Source organism: Colwellia sp. MB02u-6 (assembly GCF_014077095.1).
Taxonomy (GTDB): Bacteria; Pseudomonadota; Gammaproteobacteria; order Enterobacterales; family Alteromonadaceae; genus Cognaticolwellia.
Map to the genome: position 1 here is coordinate 14,543 of NZ_JACGVG010000034.1, position 18,625 is coordinate 33,167.

The 18,625-nt window shown below is 39.6% G+C and carries 12 protein-coding genes; 5 read left to right on the plus strand and 7 right to left on the minus strand.

What is annotated here, in order from left to right:
* Positions 1-312 precede the first annotated feature (312 nt).
* Both H4J46_RS08805 and H4J46_RS08810 read right to left on the minus strand, forming a co-directional pair.
* Positions 313-1,074 carry an ABC transporter permease gene (locus H4J46_RS08805; RefSeq protein WP_182233146.1) on the minus strand — a complete coding sequence of 254 codons (762 nt, stop codon included), beginning with the start codon at positions 1,072-1,074 and terminating at the stop codon, positions 313-315.
* Positions 1,071-1,988: an ABC transporter ATP-binding protein gene (locus H4J46_RS08810; RefSeq protein WP_259365776.1), complete on the minus strand. Its 918-nt coding sequence runs from the start codon at positions 1,986-1,988 to the stop codon at positions 1,071-1,073. The genes H4J46_RS08805 and H4J46_RS08810 overlap by 4 nt, the downstream gene beginning before the upstream one ends.
* 481 nt (positions 1,989-2,469) lie before the next feature.
* On the opposite strand from H4J46_RS08810, the gene H4J46_RS08815 reads away from it, so the two are divergent.
* Complete coding sequence (locus H4J46_RS08815) at positions 2,470-3,234, plus strand: ABC transporter substrate-binding protein (protein WP_182233148.1); 765 nt, start codon at positions 2,470-2,472, stop codon at positions 3,232-3,234.
* 210 nt (positions 3,235-3,444) lie between these two features.
* Here H4J46_RS08815 and H4J46_RS08820 read toward each other — a convergent pair whose 3' ends face one another.
* The 5 genes from H4J46_RS08820 to prlC form a co-directional block, all read right to left on the minus strand.
* Positions 3,445-4,629, minus strand: coding sequence for an NAD(P)/FAD-dependent oxidoreductase (locus tag H4J46_RS08820; protein ID WP_182233149.1), 1,185 nt, complete (start codon positions 4,627-4,629; stop codon positions 3,445-3,447).
* Between the two features lie 229 nt (positions 4,630-4,858).
* Positions 4,859-5,311 carry a peroxiredoxin gene (locus tag H4J46_RS08825; RefSeq protein WP_404851783.1) on the minus strand — a complete coding sequence of 151 codons (453 nt, stop codon included), beginning with the start codon at positions 5,309-5,311 and terminating at the stop codon, positions 4,859-4,861.
* Between the two features lie 250 nt (positions 5,312-5,561).
* A complete protein-coding gene (locus tag H4J46_RS08830; RefSeq protein ID WP_182233151.1) occupies positions 5,562-6,353 on the minus strand; it encodes a class I SAM-dependent methyltransferase in 792 nt (263 codons plus the stop codon).
* Entirely contained in the window at positions 6,343-7,056 is a 714-nt protein-coding gene (locus H4J46_RS08835; protein WP_182233152.1) for a DNA-3-methyladenine glycosylase I, read from the minus strand. Before H4J46_RS08835 ends, H4J46_RS08830 begins: the two co-directional genes overlap by 11 nt.
* A gap of 5 nt (positions 7,057-7,061) precedes the next feature.
* Positions 7,062-9,104, minus strand: coding sequence for an oligopeptidase A (gene prlC / locus H4J46_RS08840; RefSeq protein WP_182233297.1), 2,043 nt, complete (start codon positions 9,102-9,104; stop codon positions 7,062-7,064).
* Positions 9,105-9,352: 248 nt separating this feature from the next.
* Between prlC and gorA the strand changes: the two genes are divergently transcribed.
* The 4 genes from gorA to H4J46_RS08860 all read left to right on the plus strand — a co-directional run bounded on the left by gorA (position 9,353) and on the right by H4J46_RS08860 (position 18,406).
* On the plus strand, positions 9,353-10,705 hold the full coding sequence (gene gorA, locus H4J46_RS08845) for a glutathione-disulfide reductase (RefSeq protein ID WP_182233153.1): 1,353 nt from the start codon (positions 9,353-9,355) through the stop codon (positions 10,703-10,705).
* Between the two features lie 218 nt (positions 10,706-10,923).
* Complete coding sequence (menA, locus tag H4J46_RS08850; RefSeq protein WP_182233154.1) at positions 10,924-11,835, plus strand: 1,4-dihydroxy-2-naphthoate octaprenyltransferase; 912 nt, start codon at positions 10,924-10,926, stop codon at positions 11,833-11,835.
* A 531-nt stretch (positions 11,836-12,366) separates the two neighbouring features.
* Complete coding sequence (polA, locus tag H4J46_RS08855) at positions 12,367-15,111, plus strand: DNA polymerase I (RefSeq protein WP_182233155.1); 2,745 nt, start codon at positions 12,367-12,369, stop codon at positions 15,109-15,111.
* Positions 15,112-15,556: 445 nt separating this feature from the next.
* Complete coding sequence (locus tag H4J46_RS08860) at positions 15,557-18,406, plus strand: pitrilysin family protein (protein WP_220462985.1); 2,850 nt, start codon at positions 15,557-15,559, stop codon at positions 18,404-18,406.
* Positions 18,407-18,625: the final 219 nt, after the last annotated feature.

The following is an 18,625-nucleotide window of genomic DNA, read 5'->3' on the forward strand; positions in this document are numbered from 1 at the left end:
TAAAATGATGACAAAACTTAAACTTTTATTAACTGTATTAAGTTAACTAGCGCCGCTGAATCATAACGGAGGCAGAAAATTAAGTATTATTTCCTTTGCGATAATAACCAACTAACAATCTGCTTTTATTATGAAACCATTGGGCGTTTTTATTTTTTGTGGGTCATAAATAGGGAAGAGTAATTTTCAGAAGGAAAATTAAAGCTGAAGGGCAGCATTAATTTATCCTTCAACAGTATTTATTAGCTTAGAACAGACAAAAGTTATTCAATGAAACTCTGTTTTGCCTTGAAAATATTCATCTTATTACAATTATCGTCTTATTTGATAACCACTTTTAAATATCCAAGTAACCGCTAATAAACACAAGGCTAAAAAGCCACCCATCACACAAAGACTTGTGATTAAACTTACATCAGCCACTTCATAAAAACTCCATCGAAAGCCACTAATTAAATAAAATACCGGGTTAAATTGCGTTACGGTTTGCCAAAAAGGTGGCAACATACTGACAGAATAAAAAGTGCCTCCTAAGAAAACCAGTGGGGTAATAATAATCAGTGGGATCACTTGTAGCTTCTCAAAATTGTCAGCCCAGATCCCAATAATAAAACCAAATAAACTAAAGGTAATGGCGGTCATCACTAAAAAGAATAACATCCAAAATGGATGGGCTATTTCAAGTGGCACAAAAAAGTGCGCGGTGGCTAAAATAATTAACGCTAATAACGTTGACTTAGTCGCTGCCGCACCCACATAACCGAGTAACACTTCAAAAGAAGATACCGGAGCAGAAAGTAATTCATAAATAGTGCCGGTAAATTTTGGAAAATAAATACCAAATGATGCGTTAGAAATACTTTGGGTTAATAGTGATAGCATTATTAATCCCGGTACAATAAAAGCACCGTAGCTAACGCCACCTATTTCAGTGATACGAGAGCCAATCGCCGAGCCAAAAACCACGAAATAAAGTGAAGTAGAAATTACAGGAGAAATAATACTTTGAAAAATAGTGCGTTTAGTGCGAGCCATTTCAAATTTATAAATAGCCGCAACAGCGTAACGATTCATGTTGTTTCCTTTACTAATGAGACAAATATGTCTTCCAACGAGCTTTGGTCGGTTTTGATATCTTTAAAGGCAATACCGGCAACTGACAAATGCTGAAGTAAAACAGAAATTCCCGTGTGCTCTTCGGTGGTGTCATAACTATAAATTAACTGCAGCCCATTATTTTTAAGCTGTAAATTAAAATCAGTCATATTGGCTGGTATTTCAGTTAAGGGTTCTTTTAAATCTAGGATCAATTGTTTGGTACCTAATTGATTCATTAACATTATTTTATCTTCAACCAAAATAAGTTGACCATTTTTAATCACGCCAATACGGTCTGCTATCTCTTCCGCTTCTTCAATATAATGGGTGGTTAAAATAATAGTGACGCCATCGTCACGTAATTGTCGTACCAATTGCCACATGTCTTTACGCAGTTCTACATCAACGCCTGCCGTGGGTTCATCTAAAAATAAAATAGTCGGTTCATGAGACAGTGCTTTAGCAATCATCACTCGGCGTTTCATACCGCCTGATAACTCGATGAGACGGCTATCTTTTTTATTCCAAAGTGACAATGATTTAAGTGTTTTTTCGATAAAAGCGGGATCAGGTTTTTTGCCAAATAAACCACGACTAAATGACACAGTAGTCCACACTGTTTCAAAGGCATCGGTGGTCAACTCTTGTGGCACTAAACCAATAAGTCTCCGGGTGTGTCGGTAATCGCTAACAATATCTTTACCGTCAACGGTGATTTGCCCAGAGGTTGCATCAACAATGCCGCAAATAGCACTAATGAGTGTGGTTTTACCGGCACCATTAGGGCCTAACAAGGCAAAAATTTCAGCAGGTTTTATTGCTAAGTTAATATTATTAAGTGCTTGAAAACCACTAGCATAAATCTTATTAACATCGGTGATTTGAATCATTGGCTGCAAGATTATTTTCCGTCAAAATTTGAATGCTACTAAGGTATACGAGTTGCCCTATTGATAGCTAGGGAAATCATTAAATTAACTGGCTAAATTTCTCTACGCGCTCCTCACTCTTACCACTAAAGGGTCGCTCTTTATCAAGCATAATTATGCCATCAAAGACTAAATCAGATGCCATAGCTAGCGTTTGCATGCGTGATTACAAAGATAATTTCACCTTGGAAATACGCGATTAAAAAATAACTGCTCGCAACAGATAATAAAAAAAGTGCTAAAAAAACGATTGTATTTGTTCAATAAAAACTCAGTAACCTGGCTAGTTATTCATAGGAAGATGAATTTAATATATAAGAATATAGCGGTGCTTAAGTAAAGGTAATATAGGTATTGATAAGCTTAATTAATATGCGAAATTTTGTTATCATGACTACCTAGAGCTTAATATTTATCTTTTAATGAAAAAATTTATCTTTTAATGAAAAAATTTATTTTAAAATCAATGGTGTTGTTTTTTTTAATGCTGCCTCAGCTAAAAGCATTTCAATATTCATCATCTATTGAAAATACCACTTTTTACACCGAAAATTACCCCCCGTATAATTATATAGAAAATGATAAGCTTAAGGGGATTTCAGTAGATACATTAAAGGCGATATGGAAGCATCTAGAGCTACCAGAACAAAAAATATTTTTAGTACCCTGGGTGCGTGGCTACAGATTTACCTTGAACAAAAATAATACCGCTTTATTGGCTATGTCTAGAACTCAAGCTCGTGAACGTTTATTTAAATGGGTGGGGCCTTTATTTACCTCTACCTATGTATTAATGGCAAAAAAATCAAAAAACTTTAATTTTTCCAATTTAGGGCAAACTTTTGACCATACCGTTGCAACAGTGCAAGGTGATATTTCAGAAATATCACTGCAGCAAGTTGGTTTTCCCTCAACCAATATGGCAAAAGCGTCTCAATTAAAACAAGCCTTTCTAATGATGCAAGCTGACCGTGTCGACATGATTATTGTGGCTACTCATGGTTTTACCCATTTAGCGACACAACTTAAGTTTGATGCTAATGAATATGAACAGGTATGGTTGGTCAACAAAAATGCGAATTACTTGGCATTTAATATCAATACATCAGATAACGTCATAGAAACCTACCAAACCGCCTTTGATGAGATTGCCAAGCAAAGATTAAGTATTAAAGAGCATTATAAGTTATCTCAAGCTGATTACTAATGAGATGATTTTTCTGCCAGGGTCGTTTTTGCTGTTGGAAAAAACAAGTTAATCCCACCTAGGGTCACTAAAACTCAGGCTAGCTTAAAGCTGCTCTCCTCAAGCACGGTTTTGAAAAGCGATTGTTTTAGATTACCTAAGGCGATCTGAAAGAACTAGTTCAATAGACAACTTAACTTCCATTGAACTAGTTATATTATTAGCATTCAATTAAACAGCTTGCCCGCAAGCCACGCCGCTGCTCCAGGCAAATTGGAAATTATAGCCGCCTAACCAACCGGTTACATCTATTGCTTCACCAATAAAATATAAGCCTTTGGCCTTCTTCGCTTCAAAGGTTTTTGATGATATTTCGTCAGTGTCTATACCGCCTAACGTCACTTCAGCTGTGCGATAGCCTTCAGTGCCATTGGGCTTTATTTGCCAGTGATGTAGATATTGGCCTAGGTAAGTAATTTCGTCATTACTGATTTGGTTAATGGCTTTATCAGAAATATCTTTTTGTTTTACTAAAGCTTCAATAAAGCGCTTGGGTAATACAGTTGAGAGCATATTTTTTAGTGACTTTTGTCCGCTGTTTTCACGCCATTCATTCATTAACTGATCAATGGGTGACTCTGGCAGTAAGTTAATAGTAACCGCTTGCCCTGAACACCAAAATGACGAAATTTGTAAGATGGCGGGGCCAGATAAACCACGGTGGGTAAATAAAATGTTTTCTTTAAATTTTGTGCCATCTTCACTGGTAACTTCAGTCGCTATGCTGATGCCTGATAACCCATCAAATTTTTGTTTGTCGTGATCGTGCAAGGTAAAAGGCACTAGTGCTGCGATTGTCGGCAATACCTTCAAGCCAAACTGTTCGGCAACTTTATAGCCAATTGGGCTGGCACCTAATTTCGGCATGGTTAAGCCACCTGAGGCAATAATTAATGATTCACATTGGTAGCTTTCATCAGCGGTAATGACTTCATATCCGGTCGCATTTTTGTTGACTGAGATTACTTCGCTGCGCATGGCAATATCGACACCGGCCCATTCACATTCGGTCATTAAAATATCCACGATGTCTTGAGCACTGTTGTCACAAAATAACTGCCCTATGGTTTTATGATGATAATTAAGACCATGGCGGTCAACAAGCTCAATAAAGTCTTGTGCGCTATAACGGCTAAGGGCAGATTTTGCAAAATGAGGGTTTTGGCATAAGTAATTTTCTGGGCTGGCGTTTTCATTGGTGAAATTACAGCGACCACCACCAGAAATTAAAATTTTTCTGCCTGGTTTTTTACCCATATCAACCACAGTAACACTGCGGCCTCGATAGCCCGCAGTGGCTGCTGCCATTAAGCCCGCGGCGCCGGCACCGATAATAACTACATCAGAAAATATCAACGAAATACCCTTATTTATGCTTTAAAGGCCAGCATTATACGTGAGATAACGTACTAGTGCGATACCATAAAACGTGCTTGTTGCCCTCTAATATTCGTTGGCTTGCTTACTTAGCGTTGAGGTTATTTAATTCCAGATTTATTTGTCTTGCTGTAACCTGTAAGCAACGACGGGTAATAAAAAAGGGAGCAATTGCTCCCTTTTTTCTTTAACAGCAGATTAAATGCTTTTACAGCTGTTTGAGAATAGTTTCAGCATCACTGATTTCAAACTCTTGAGGCTTTTCAACGTTTAAGTTTGTTACCACACCATTGTCAATTACCATAGAATAGCGTTGCGAGCGTAAGCCACCAAACGCTGCTGTGTCCATTTCTAGGCCTAGTGCTTTGGTGTAGCTGCCATCGCCATCAGCCAACATCATTAGGTTTTCAGCATTTTGTGCTTTACCCCAAGCTGACATTACAAAGGCGTCATTAATCGCGACGCATATAATAGCGTCAACACCTTTTGCTTTTAATTCATCAGCTGATACCACATAGCCAGGTAAATGAGTTACCGAACAGGTTGGGGTAAATGCGCCAGGTACAGCAAACATTACCACCTTTTTGTTAGCAAAAAGCTCAGTAGTGTTGTGGGTGATCATCTCACCATCTTTTAATTCTTTAAGTTGCCCATCAGGCATAGTTGCATTTAATGTGATCATAATATTCCTATTGTTGTGGTTTATGAAGTACCAGAATTTTAACGCAGTACACAGATAATTTTTATCGTTTGTAGTATGGGTGCAGTATTTATAAAGCCATCAGTACTAGCTAAATAGATCTGCTTTGAGTGTAGAGTAATGCGATACACTGCGCACGTGAATGCATGAACAAAGACTATATATTTAAATATTCACCAACTTATAAAAGTTAAGTATTGGTATAGTTATATTAGTTTTTTTTTGGAATCGCTTGATTTACATAAACATCAAAGCGATTTTTTTTCATATTAATACTGGTTGATGGTGCTTTACCGGCTAGCGGTGGTGCATAGCTTGGGCGTTTAACTACAACACGATATTTGGCTAAGGCAATCGCGGGTGCTAGTAAGTTGTCAGCATCAAGGTCTTCACCTACTAGCGATTGAAATACGCGCATTTCTTTTTTAACTGCGGCTGACTTCTCACGGTGCGGATACATAGGATCAAGGTAAATTACATCAGGCTGATGGGTTAACGGAATATCTGCAATCAATGACGAGCTAATTAAACTCATGCGCTCGGTAATATCATTAATTTCAGCGCTGAGTTTAGCGCGTTCTAAACCGTCTTCGAGTAAGGCGGCTACAATTGGCATACGTTCCATCATGGTGACGTAACAACCTAAGGTCGCTAAAACAAAGGCATCACGGCCTAAGCCTGCGGTGGCATCAAGTACCTTGGGGGTAAAACCATGTTTTAAGCCCACCGCTTTAGCAATATCTTGACCTCGGCCACCACCAAATTTTCGCCGATGGGCGGTTGCGCCATCAACAAAATCAACGCAAATAGCGCCAAGTTTTGGCTCATCAAGTTTACTCAGCTCTAAGCGTTGCATATTAATTTGTAAGGCAAACAGTAAGTGAGGATGATTTTTTATTGCGGCAATATCACCGATATAATCAAGTTGCCATTTTTTGGCAATTTTTTTCGCCTTTTCGACGTCGACAGAATCTACGTAAGCAACAGCAATATTATTTAGCATCGATAACACCTTCTAAATGAACATGATTATCACCTGTCGCATAAGCAATTAAACGACTGAGTTGGCCGAGTGACAAGTCACACTGTGTTTGCCAGTCATTAAAGCTTGCTTGAATGGCACTTAAGCTAGATTTTGTTTGAATACCACCAGTAATAATGTCGTGAGCACGAAAATAAGCTTCCACATCTCGGCTGAGAACAAAGGTGTCTTTACCTAACGCGCGCAGAGCATAAGGCCCAGTATTGCCACCCAGGCGTTGACCGTGCTTTTTCAAATAAGCCCATAAGCCAATAATGTCAGCACTGGGCCACTGGGCAATAAACTCTGCAAAACTATGACCTTGTTGCTGCTGGTCAAAAATCATCAGGGCATTAGCTTTAATGGTTTTAACTTTATTAAAGTTACGGATTATTTTAGGATCGCTGGCTTTTCGCTCCATCATTTCTTCTGGCATCATTAAGACTTTTTCAATAGTAAAATTGAAAAAGCTTTCTTCAAAATTGGGCCATTTATTTTCCACTACGCGCCAAACAAAACCTGATTGAAAGACCTTTTTACTGAACTCAGATAAAAATCTGTCGTCAGTTATTGTTGGTAATAAATGATCTTGCTTACCTCGGCCTAATAATATATTAAGTTTAGCCGCACCGCCTTTGCGAGCAGCGGCGCGTTGATAAATATCGTCAAATTTTTCTAATGCCATTGTGATTAACCTGTGATGCCACTGTGACGCAGTAAGGCATCTATATTGGGTTGTCTACAACGGAAGGCTTGAAAGAGTTCGCTTGGCTCTTTTGAACCGCCCATTTCCAGTATATTGGTTAAAAAGTCATGACCCACGCTTTGGTTGAAAATACCTTCGTCTTCAAAGCGAGAAAAAGCGTCACTTGATAATACTTCGGCCCACTTGTAGCTGTAATAGCCAGCGGCATAACCGCCACCAAAAATATGGCCAAAGCTGTGTTGAAAACGGTTGAAATCAGGCGCTTTAATAACGGCGTAGTCTTGGCGTACTTTATTTAGCACCTGCTGAATTTGGTCACCTTTTTCTGGGCAATATTCTGCATGCATTTTAAAATCAAACAAACTGAATTCAAGTTGGCGGATCATTTGCATTGCGGATTGAAAGTTCTTGGCCGCTAACATTTTGTCGAGCTTGTCTTGCGGTAAAGCTTCATCAGTTTGGTAGTGACCTGAAATAAAGGCCAGTGCTTCTGGCTGCCAGCACCAGTTTTCTAAAAACTGGCTGGGTAGTTCAACCGCATCCCATGGCACACCGTCGATACCCGAAACACCCGCTGCGTTAATTTGCGTTAGCATGTGATGAATACCATGGCCAAATTCATGGAATAAGGTCACGACTTCGTCATGGGTAAATAATGCCGGTTTATCGCCGACTGGGCCATTAAAATTACAGGTCAGGTAAGCAACCGGGTATTGAATATCGCCATTAGCTAGTTCACGACGGCCGACACAATCGTCCATCCAAGCGCCGCCACGTTTTTTTGAACGGGCGTATAAGTCTAAATAGAAGCTGCCTCGACGTTGCTGTTTGCTGTCAAAAACATCAAAAAACTTGACATCTTTATGCCAAGTATCTACCCCTTTACGTTCGCTGATATTTAAACCAAACAAGCGATGCACCACTTCAAATAAGCCAGTAACCACTTTGCTTTCAGGGAAATAAGGTCGTAGTTCTTCATCCGAAATAGCGTAACGCTCTTGTTTTAGTTTTTCACTGTAATAGGGTAAATCCCATGCTTGTAAATCACTTTGGGTAAAATTTTGTTTCGCAAAGGCGGTAACTTCGACTAAGTCTTGTTCGGCTTGCGCTTTTGACTTAACCGCTAGGTCTTCTAAAAAGCCTAATACTTCATGACTGTTATTGGCCATTTTTGTTGCCAATGATTTATCAGCAAAGCTATTAAATCCGAGTAAGTTGGAAATTTCATGACGCAAAGAAAGTAATTCCGCCATAATAGGGCTGTTGTCGTATTCACCACCGTTTGGCCCTATTTCAGAGGCGCGGGTAACATAGGCGCGATACATTTTTTCGCGTAGCGCTTGATTGTCGCAATAAATCATTACGGGTAAGTAACTGGGAATGTCTAAGGTAAATAACCAACCGGTTTTTTCTTGTGCTTGTGCTAAAGCTTGTGCCGCTTCTTTGGCGCTTTCAGGTAAACCTGCTAAGTCTGCTTCATCAGTAATATTAACGCTAAAGGCTTGTGTGGCGTCGAGAATATTATTACCAAAAGTTGAGCTAAGTTCTGATAAGCGTGTGGATATATCACCGTAGCGCTTTTTATCTTTCTCGTTCAGTGCAATGCCTGAGAGTTTGAAGTCTTTTAAGGTGTTACTGATGACTTTTTGTTGTGCTGTGTTAAGTATTTTAAACGCTGCACTGTCATGTAATTGCTGGTAGGCCGCGAATAATCCAGCGTGCTGGCCAACAAAGGTACCGTATTCAGATAAAAGTGGTAAACATGACTCGTAAGCATCGCGCAGCTTATCGCTATTGACCACTGAATTCATATGCGAAATGGGTGACCATAATTTACCTAACACATCATTTACTTCATCAATAGGGGCAACTAAATTGGCCCAAGTGAATTGTGTATTGTTTGCTAATACATCCTCAATCACTGTTTTACAATCTTTGATGGCTTGCTCAACCGCAGGTTTAACATGTTCTGGCTTGATTTTAGAAAATTGCGGCAGTGATGTCTTTTGTAATAATGGATTGGTCATAAAATTCGCATGTTTGCTAGATGATGCTGTAGATGTAATGGCAGATAAGTCGATAATCAAGGTGTAGCTTGCACTATTTAACATTAGCGCGACAAATTTGAAATTTAATCGTTAAATATTATGTCCTTTGCTGTCATAAAGAGGCAATAATGACCGACATTGGCTGACATGCTTGAATTTTGATGCTTTAAGTGCAATATAATCACTTTGATGTTTTAAGTGCAATATAATCACATAGGAATAATAATATGACACAACATTTTGATTACATTTCGATTGGCGCCGGCAGTGGCGGCATCGCTTCTGCAAACCGAGCTGCGCGTTTAGGCAAAAAAGCCGCCGTTATTGAAGCTAAGCATATTGGTGGCACCTGTGTGAATGTCGGTTGTGTACCGAAAAAGGCGATGTGGTATGCCGGACAAATTGCCGATGCATTACATTACGCGAATGACTACGGTTTTAAAGCACCGTTGCAAAGCTTTGACTGGTCAAAGTTAGTAAAAAATAGAGAAGCTTATATTGAACGCATTCATGCAGCTTATGCGCGTGGCTTTGCCAGTAATGACGTTACTGTGATCAAGGGGTTTGCTAAGTTTGTTGATAAAAATACCTTAGACGTTGATGGGGTTTTATATACCGCTGACCATATTACCATTGCAACAGGCGGACGCCCAAGTCGTCCCGATATTGAAGGATCTGAGCATGGTATTGACTCAGATGGCTTTTTTGCTTTAACCGAACAACCTAAAAAAGTGGCTGTGGTGGGAGCGGGTTATATTGCCGTTGAGCTTGCCGGCGTGTTGCATGCGCTGGGTAGCGAAGCTCATTTATTAGTACGTAAAGAAAAACCATTACGTAATTTTGATGACATGCTGAGCGACACGTTAGTAGAGCAAATGGCCAAGCATGGTCCAAGACTACACACCCTAAGTGTGCCAACACGTGTTGAGAAACATCAGGATGGCAAATTAACCATTCATTTAGAAAATGGTAATAGTGTTGGCCCAGTAGACAGCTTAATTTGGGCGATTGGTCGTGAGCCAGCAACTGATAATATTAATATTGCCTCAGCAGGTATTGAGCTTGATGAACGGGGTTTTATTCCCACAGATAAATATCAAAATACTGATGTTGATGGTATTTATGCCGTTGGTGATAATACCGGCCGAGCCCAGTTAACGCCGGTTGCCGTGGCTGCTGGACGTCGTTTATGTGAGCGTTTGTTCAATAATAAGCCCAATTCGTATTTAGATTATTCCAATATAGCCACAGTGGTGTTTAGTCATCCGGTTATTGGTACGGTGGGTTTATCAGAAAAAGAAGCGTTAGAAGAGTATGGCGAAGCGCAAGTTAAGGTTTACAGCTCTCAATTTACCGCTTTATATCAAGCGATTACTGAAGATTATCGTGACCCTACTCGTATGAAATTAGTCTGCGTAGGTAAAGAAGAAAAAATAGTGGGTATTCATAGCATAGGTTTTGGTAGCGATGAATTATTACAAGGCTTTGCGGTTGCCATGAAAATGGGCGCAACTAAGGCTGACTTTGATAATACTGTGGCTATTCACCCAACTTCAGCAGAAGAATTTGTCACTATGTAATTCATTACGCTGTAGCTGATTACACTTTAGGTTATTAGGTTATTAGGTTATTAAGCGTGTTTTTGCGTTAATTTAAACGCTGTATTCATCATAGGATACAGCGTTTTTTATTTTTCAAAGGTTAAGTTGATCTATCTTCTTTTATGTCTAAATATTGGCTAGTCATTGTCTGCATATAAGATAAGGTCAATAACCCTAATACCTCAACAGCCAAGCTAATGTTAATAAAGTATCAGCTCACATCTCAGTTCAAGTCGCAGCTCAACTATTGGTGGCTGGCCATTCGACCTAGCACCTTACTCGCCTCCATTGGACCCATTTTATTAGGCACAGCATTGGCGACCCGTGACGTTGACATTAACAAGGGCATATTTTTCTTAGCCTTAGTCTGTGCTATGTCACTGCAAATTGCGGTTAATTTAGCGAATGACCTTTTTGATAGTTTATCTGGGGTGGATAGCAAACAAAGAGTGGGACCGGTAAGAGTGGTGCAAGCGGGTTTAATCTCATTATCAGCGATAAAGCTTGGCTTAGCACTAATATGTACTGTGGCTATGCTTTCAGGATTTTATCTTACGGTTGAAGGGGGTTGGTCGATATTGGCTCTTGGCGTGTTGTCATTTTTAGGTGTGTTTGCTTACAGTGCCGGACCCTTTCCATTGGCGTCAAATGCTTTGGGTGAAGTTACCGTGTTAATTTTCTTTGGCTGGGTGGCAGTGCTGGGCAGTTATTATTTGCAAACGGGTACCCTTTCATTACTCGCCTTTGGCTTAGCCACCAGTGCAGGATTGTATAGCAGCGCTATTATGCTCGTGAACAATATTAGAGACATTGCTACGGATCAAGCGGTAAAAAAATACACCTTGGCGGTTATTCTAGGTGAACACAACGCAAGAGTTTTACTCGCTATGCTCATTACGGGTGCGTTAATTATTCATGCAATATTTGCCATACAGGTATCGCCTATACTTTGGCTCACTACTATTTTACTTGTGGCGCCAAGTTATTATGTGATTAAAAAGGGCTTTACCTCGCAAGAATCGGCACTTAATTCATTATTAGCTAATATTGCTAAAGTAGGTTTTTTATATTGCTTTAGTGTCGCTTTGAGCTTGATTATATTTTTGTAATAACGCTGTAACAGTGAGTGGAAAAATAGATGTACGATTTTGTCATATTTTGGCTTAGTAAAGCCCAAGATTAAATAAATTTTTACAACAATTAAATTTATTTAATTAAGCTAGCCCTTGTCTAATATAGCTTATGTTTTTTTGTTATTTATAGGTGTCATAAAACGGTAAAAATAGTTTAACAATTGTCTGGTAATGAGCTTTTTTTCTGGTAACCTCTTAGCTCGTTTATTTATGTTGTTCGTTAATTAAACAGCTAAATTTAAGCTGAGACATTTATTTATCCACATAATAAAAAAATAATAATAAATATTTTAAAAGGATTTTAGACTTACCTTTTTATATCTAATACAAGCAGTTAAATAATAGTTGCCGTAAAGTTCGCCAGAGCTTTAAGGTTTTTCATTGTGGTTTTCAACATACTTATCCACAATTATTGCTAATTGATGCGCTTAAATATAATGAATAGCTAGAGACAATTTGCCGATTATGGCATGCTTAGCCAATCTTTCTCCCAGTTATAAAATTATCATGCCAACTTCTGACCAATCACCGCTTATTTTAGTCGATGGTTCATCTTATTTATTTCGTGCTTATCACGTGCCATATTTGCAAGCTTTATCCACTTTAGACGGCCAACCTACCGGGGCTATTACTGGCGTTTTGAACATGTTCAGAAGTCTAAAAAAAGACTATCCCAATGGCAATATTGTGGCGATATTTGATGCCAAAGGGAAAACTTTTCGTAATGATATGTATGCTGAATATAAAGCTAATCGCCCGCCAATGCCGGATGATTTACGCACGCAAATTGCGCCAATACATGAAATTATTGTTGCCATGGGTTTGCCGCTGTTAGTTATTGAAGGCGTAGAGGCTGATGATGTCATTGGTACTTTATCGCATCAAGCAACCGCTTTAGGTATTGAAACCGTGATCTCAACTGGTGATAAAGATATGGCTCAGTTAGTTAACCCGCATGTGCGTTTAATTAACACCATGACCAATGTAGAAATGGATGAAGCCGGCGTTATTGAAAAATTTGGTGTGCGCCCTGATCAGATTATCGACTACCTTGCCTTGATGGGTGATAAAGTTGATAACATTCCTGGCGTTGAAAAGTGTGGACCTAAAACAGCGGTAAAATGGTTAACCGCACACCCTAGCTTAAAAGAAGTTATGGCACATGCTGACGACGTTAAAGGCAAAGTAGGTGAAAACTTACGCACCGCTTTAGCACACCTGCCGCTTTCTTATGAACTTGCCACTATTAAGCTCGACGTTGACCTTGAGCAAAGCGTTGCTGAACTGCAACCTAAAGCACCTGATACTGAAACATTAAGAACGCTTTACCAAAGATTTGAATTAAAACGGCTATTAACCGATTTAGACGCTGGCGATAGCAAAGCGGATACTGCAACGACCCAAAGCAGCGAAACTGTTGCCGACTTGCCTGCTGACGTTGATACTGAATATGACATTATTCTTGATAAAGCCAGCTTTAATGTTTGGCTTGAAAAGTTACGCGCTGCTGAACTGTTTGCTTTTGATACTGAAACCACCAGCGTTAACTATATGAAAGCTAAACTGGTCGGTTTATCATTTTGTATTGAAGCCGGAAAAGCCGCTTATGTGCCTCTAACGCATGATTATATTGATGCGCCAGGGCAGCTAGCACTCGATTGGGTGCTTGAGCAACTTAAGCCATTATTAGAGAGTGAAACCTGCTGTAAAGTTGGGCAAAATTTAAAATACGATGCCAATGTACTCTCGCATTATAATATTGCCATGAAAGGCATTGCTTTTGACACTATGCTTGAGTCTTATTGTTTGAACAGTGTGGCAACGCGCCATAACATGGACGCGCTAGCAGAAAAATATTTAGCTTATAAAACCGTACATTTTGAAGATATCGCTGGTAAGGGCGCAAAGCAGTTAACCTTTAATCAAATTGAAATTGAAAAGGCCGGTCATTATGCTGCTGAAGATGCTGATATTACCATGCGTTTGCATCAAGCTATTTACCCGCAATTAGCCAAAGTGAGTTCGCAGCTATCAGTTTTTACTGATATTGAGATGCCGTTACTGCCTGTACTTGCTCGTATGGAGCAACATGGGGTATTAATTGACTGCGATATGTTGGCTCAACAAAGCCAATCAATTGGTACACGTTTAGCGGAGTTAGAGATTGAAGCGCATAATCTTGCAGGTAAAAGCTTTAACTTAAGCTCGCCTAAGCAATTGCAGGTAATTTTGTTTGAAGAGCTAAAAATACCGGTTATTAAGAAAACTCCTAAAGGTGCGCCTTCAACTGCAGAAGAAGTATTACAAGAATTAGCGTTAGATTATCCGTTACCGAAAGTGATTTTAGAAAACCGTGGCTTAAGTAAGTTAAAGTCAACTTATACCGATAAGTTACCGTTATTAGTTGGGGCAACTACTAACCGTGTTCATACCTCTTATCAACAAGCGGTTACCGCAACAGGGCGTTTATCTTCGACTGATCCAAATCTGCAAAATATTCCTATTCGTAGTGAAGAAGGACGTAAAATACGTCTGGCTTTTATTGCTCCCCCTGAGCATAAAATTGTTGCGATAGATTATTCTCAAATTGAATTACGCATTATGGCGCATTTATCTGACGACCCAGGCTTAGTTAAAGCGTTTTCTGAAGGCAAAGACGTGCATAAGGCAACGGCAGCAGAGATATTTGCCGTACCGCTTGATGAAGTCACTATAGATCAGCGCCGCAGTGCGAAAGCGGTTAACTTTGGTTTGATTTATGGTATGTCGGCATTTGGCTTAGCAAAACAACTTAATGTGCCTCGCCATACTGCACAAGCCTATATTGATAAATACTTTGAGCGTTATCCTAATGTTTCTCAGTATATGGAAGACACCCGTCAACAAGCCACTGAGACAGGTTATGTAGAAACTTTATTTGGTCGTCGACTGTATTTGCCAGACATTAAAGCAAAAAATGCCATGCGCAAAAAAGCGGCTGAACGTGCGGCTATTAACGCACCCATGCAAGGTACTGCGGCTGATATTATCAAAAAAGCCATGTTGGCAGTTGATGCTTGGATACAAGCGCACAACGATCCTAGAATCAAAATGACCATGCAAGTACACGATGAATTAATTTTTGAAATTCACCAAGATATTGTTGAGAAAACTACAGCAACCTTGGTTGAAATTATGAATAATGCCATTACCATGAGTGTGCCATTAATTGCCGAAGCTGGCATTGGAGATAACTGGGAACAAGCGCATTAGTGATATCAAAGAGGTATTGCTCTAATGTTTTGAACTTCAAATAAACAATATTTTTTATTTAATATTGTTTATTTGAAGTTAATATCTTTGCTTCACGTTCTTATTAAATAATGCCGAGTGATCCCTTCATTGTGTGTTGTTATTCAGGCCTCTACTCAGAGGCCTTTTTTTACACCATTTTTCTATTATTCAATACTCCCTCATTCGAGCTATAAGACGGGTTTTGAATGAACTTAACTGTACTTGATACGTTTATCTGTCTTAAGCCTAAGGCGTCTAAATTGCCTTAGGCGAGTAAGTGCAGGCACAAGCACTGTTGAACTTTACATTAAGCTAAAGCTCAACAGTGGAATAATATCAATTAGCTATTGTACTTATGCACAATGGCGATAAAATTAGATCCGCTTTACCAAATTTATATCATGATTGAATTGAGGAGAATATTTTGAAGAAATGGACGTTACCGCTTTTACTGACTTGTTTAGTCGCCTGTGAAGATACCGATAAGCTGCAAAGCCAAACACCTGATCGCATTATTGATGGCATCACTTTTGTTGAGCAAGTGCGAACAGTAGCGAAAAAAACGGTGATCCCATATCAAAAATATGTTTTAGACAACGGGTTAACTTTGATTTTACATCAAGACAGCTCAGATCCTTTGGTTCATGTGGATATGACCTATCACGTTGGCTCTGGCCGCGAAGAAGTTGGTAAGTCAGGTTTTGCACATTTTTTTGAACATATGATGTTTCAAGGCTCAGAAAATGTTGCTGACGACGAGCACTTTAAAATAGTCACTGAATCTGGTGGCACCATGAATGGCACTACTAACAGCGATCGCACGAATTATTTTCAAACCGTGCCAGCGAACCAACTAGAAAAAATGTTGTGGCTTGAAGCTGACCGCATGGGATTTTTAGTTGATGCTGTGACACAAGAGAAATTTGAAATACAACGTGAAACAGTCAAAAACGAACGTGGCCAAAGTTACGACAATCGTCCTTATGGGCTTTTGCGAGAACGTGTTGCGGAAGCTATGTATCCTGCAGGCCATCCTTATTCATGGCAAACCATAGGTTATATTGACGATTTAAACCGGGTTAATGTTAATGACTTAAAAGCCTTTTTTTTGCGTTGGTATGGTCCTAATAATGCCACATTAACCATAGGCGGTGATCTTAATATTGCTGACACTTTGGCAATGGTGAGCAAATATTTTGGCACTATTCCTCGTGGCCCAGCAGTAAAAATGCCTGAAAAACCCAGCTTTATACTCGAGGCTGATCGCTATATTTCTATGGAAGACAATGTGCATTTACCTTTAGTGTATATGTCGTATCCAACGGTGAGTGTTAGGCATAAAGACGAAGCCGCACTAGATTTACTCTCGAGTATTTTAGGTGGGGGTAAAACCTCATTACTTTATAAAAACTTAGTTAAAAATCAGTTGGCTGTGCAAGCCTCGGTAAGTCATCCCTGTGCGGAACTCGCTTGTACTTTTAATATGTTAGCACTTCCACATCCAGCGTCAGGCAAGACCTTGGCAGATATGGAAAAAGTGATTCGTGCTAGCTTACTTGAATTTGAACGCCGTGGTGTTGAAGATGATGACTTAATCAAAGCAAAAGCCGAAATGGAAGCTAGCTTTATTTTTGGTTTGCAAAGTGTAGCCGGTAAAGTTAGCCAACTGGCAGCGAATGAAACCTTTAAAGGCGATCCAAATTATATTGAGCAAGACATTGCCCGTTATGCCAAGGTCACCAAAGCTGATGTAATGCGTGTTTATGAAAAATATATCAAAAATAAACATGGCGTGATCATGAGCATAGTACCAAAAGGGCAAAAATTATTAGTTGCTGCGCTAGATAATTTCACACCACCAACACGGGTTATCCCTGAACGTGCGATGACTTCAGATACCGACTTACAAGTGCGTAAAGCGCAAGACGATTTTGACCGCAGCCTTATGCCGGTTGCTGGGGCAAATAAAGCTGTTGAAGTACCCAAAATGTGGCGCGAAACTTTTGCTAATGGTATGAAAATACTGGCAACACAAAGCAGCGAGACACCAACCACCTCAATGTTGATCAAAATCCCCGCGGGTCACTATTATGAAAGTAAAGAAAAGGCTGGCACAGCAGCACTTTTAGCCTCCATGTTAAATGAGTCTACCACCAAACGTAGCGCCGAAGACATGAGCAAAGCCCTGCAAAAACTGGGTGCTTCGGTTAGTATCTCAGCGGGTAATGACTATTTAGCGATCAATATAAACACCTTAACTAAGCATATAGACGCTACGCTTGCCTTAGTTTATGAAAAATTAACCGTGCCGGCGTTTTTGCCAAGTGAATTTGAGCGTAATAAAAGCAATGCCATTCAAGGTGCTATTAATGGTAAAAAAGATGCCGGATATTTAGCGTCAAATGCTTATCGCCAGTTACTGCATGGCGATAATATTGCGGCAACTTCTAGTGCGGGTTCAGAAGCTTCATTAACTAATATCGAATTAGCCGATATCAAAGCACTTTATCAAGAGCAAGTTCAGCCAAAAGGCAGTGAAATAATATTGGTGTCAGATTTAGACCAAGGTGATATTTTGCAGTCTTTGAGTATTTTTAAAGCACTGACGGGCGCAGGCAAAGAGCTGTTATTAACCTTACCCGACTCAACTACCAAGCGAGGCGTTATTTATTTAGTAAATAAAGACAATGCCACGCAGGCTGCAATTCGTATTGGTAAACGTTCACTTACTGAAGATATTACTGGTGAATACTATCGAGCTTACCTAATGAACTTTGCCTTAGGCGGGGCATTTAATAGCCGTATTAATCTAAATTTACGTGAAGATAAGGGCTACACCTACGGTGCGCGTTCGTATTTTTATGGTGATAAATTCTCTGGCACCTATACCGCGAGCGCAGAAGTTCGAGCTAATGTAACAGACAAGTCAATTGTTGAGTTTGTGAAAGAAATCACCCACTATGCGGAGCAAGGGATTAATGATGAAGAGTTAGCTTTCATGCGCAACGCCATCAACCAAAAAGATGCGTTGAAATATGAAACACCGGGTCGTAAACTCGGCTTTTTAGCACAAATTTTAGAGCATGATCTCACCGCTGATTTTGTCAAGGAGCGCAATGACATTGTGGCTAATATCAGTAAAGCCGACATTAACGCTTTAGCGAAAAAGCATTTAGTTTTAAGCGAAATGCTAATGGTAGTAGTGGGCGACGCTAAGACCTTAAAACCTCAGCTTGAAGCTTTAGGTTACCAAGTAATTAATTACGAAATTTAAACGAACGTAATGCTACTTAAGGCTGCCAATGGGTGGCCTTTTTACTTTCTGTAGTCCTGCTACTTATCTCCTGGTGAATTGTTTTATTATTTTTACAGGGAGGAAACAATGAGGAGGGATTAAGGGAAGTTTAACGACAAGTTTTTAGCTGTCAGTTGTCAGTAAGTTAAAAGAAGTTTTAAGCTTGGTCTTGCTGTGCTTCTCCTTCTGTATTTCTCC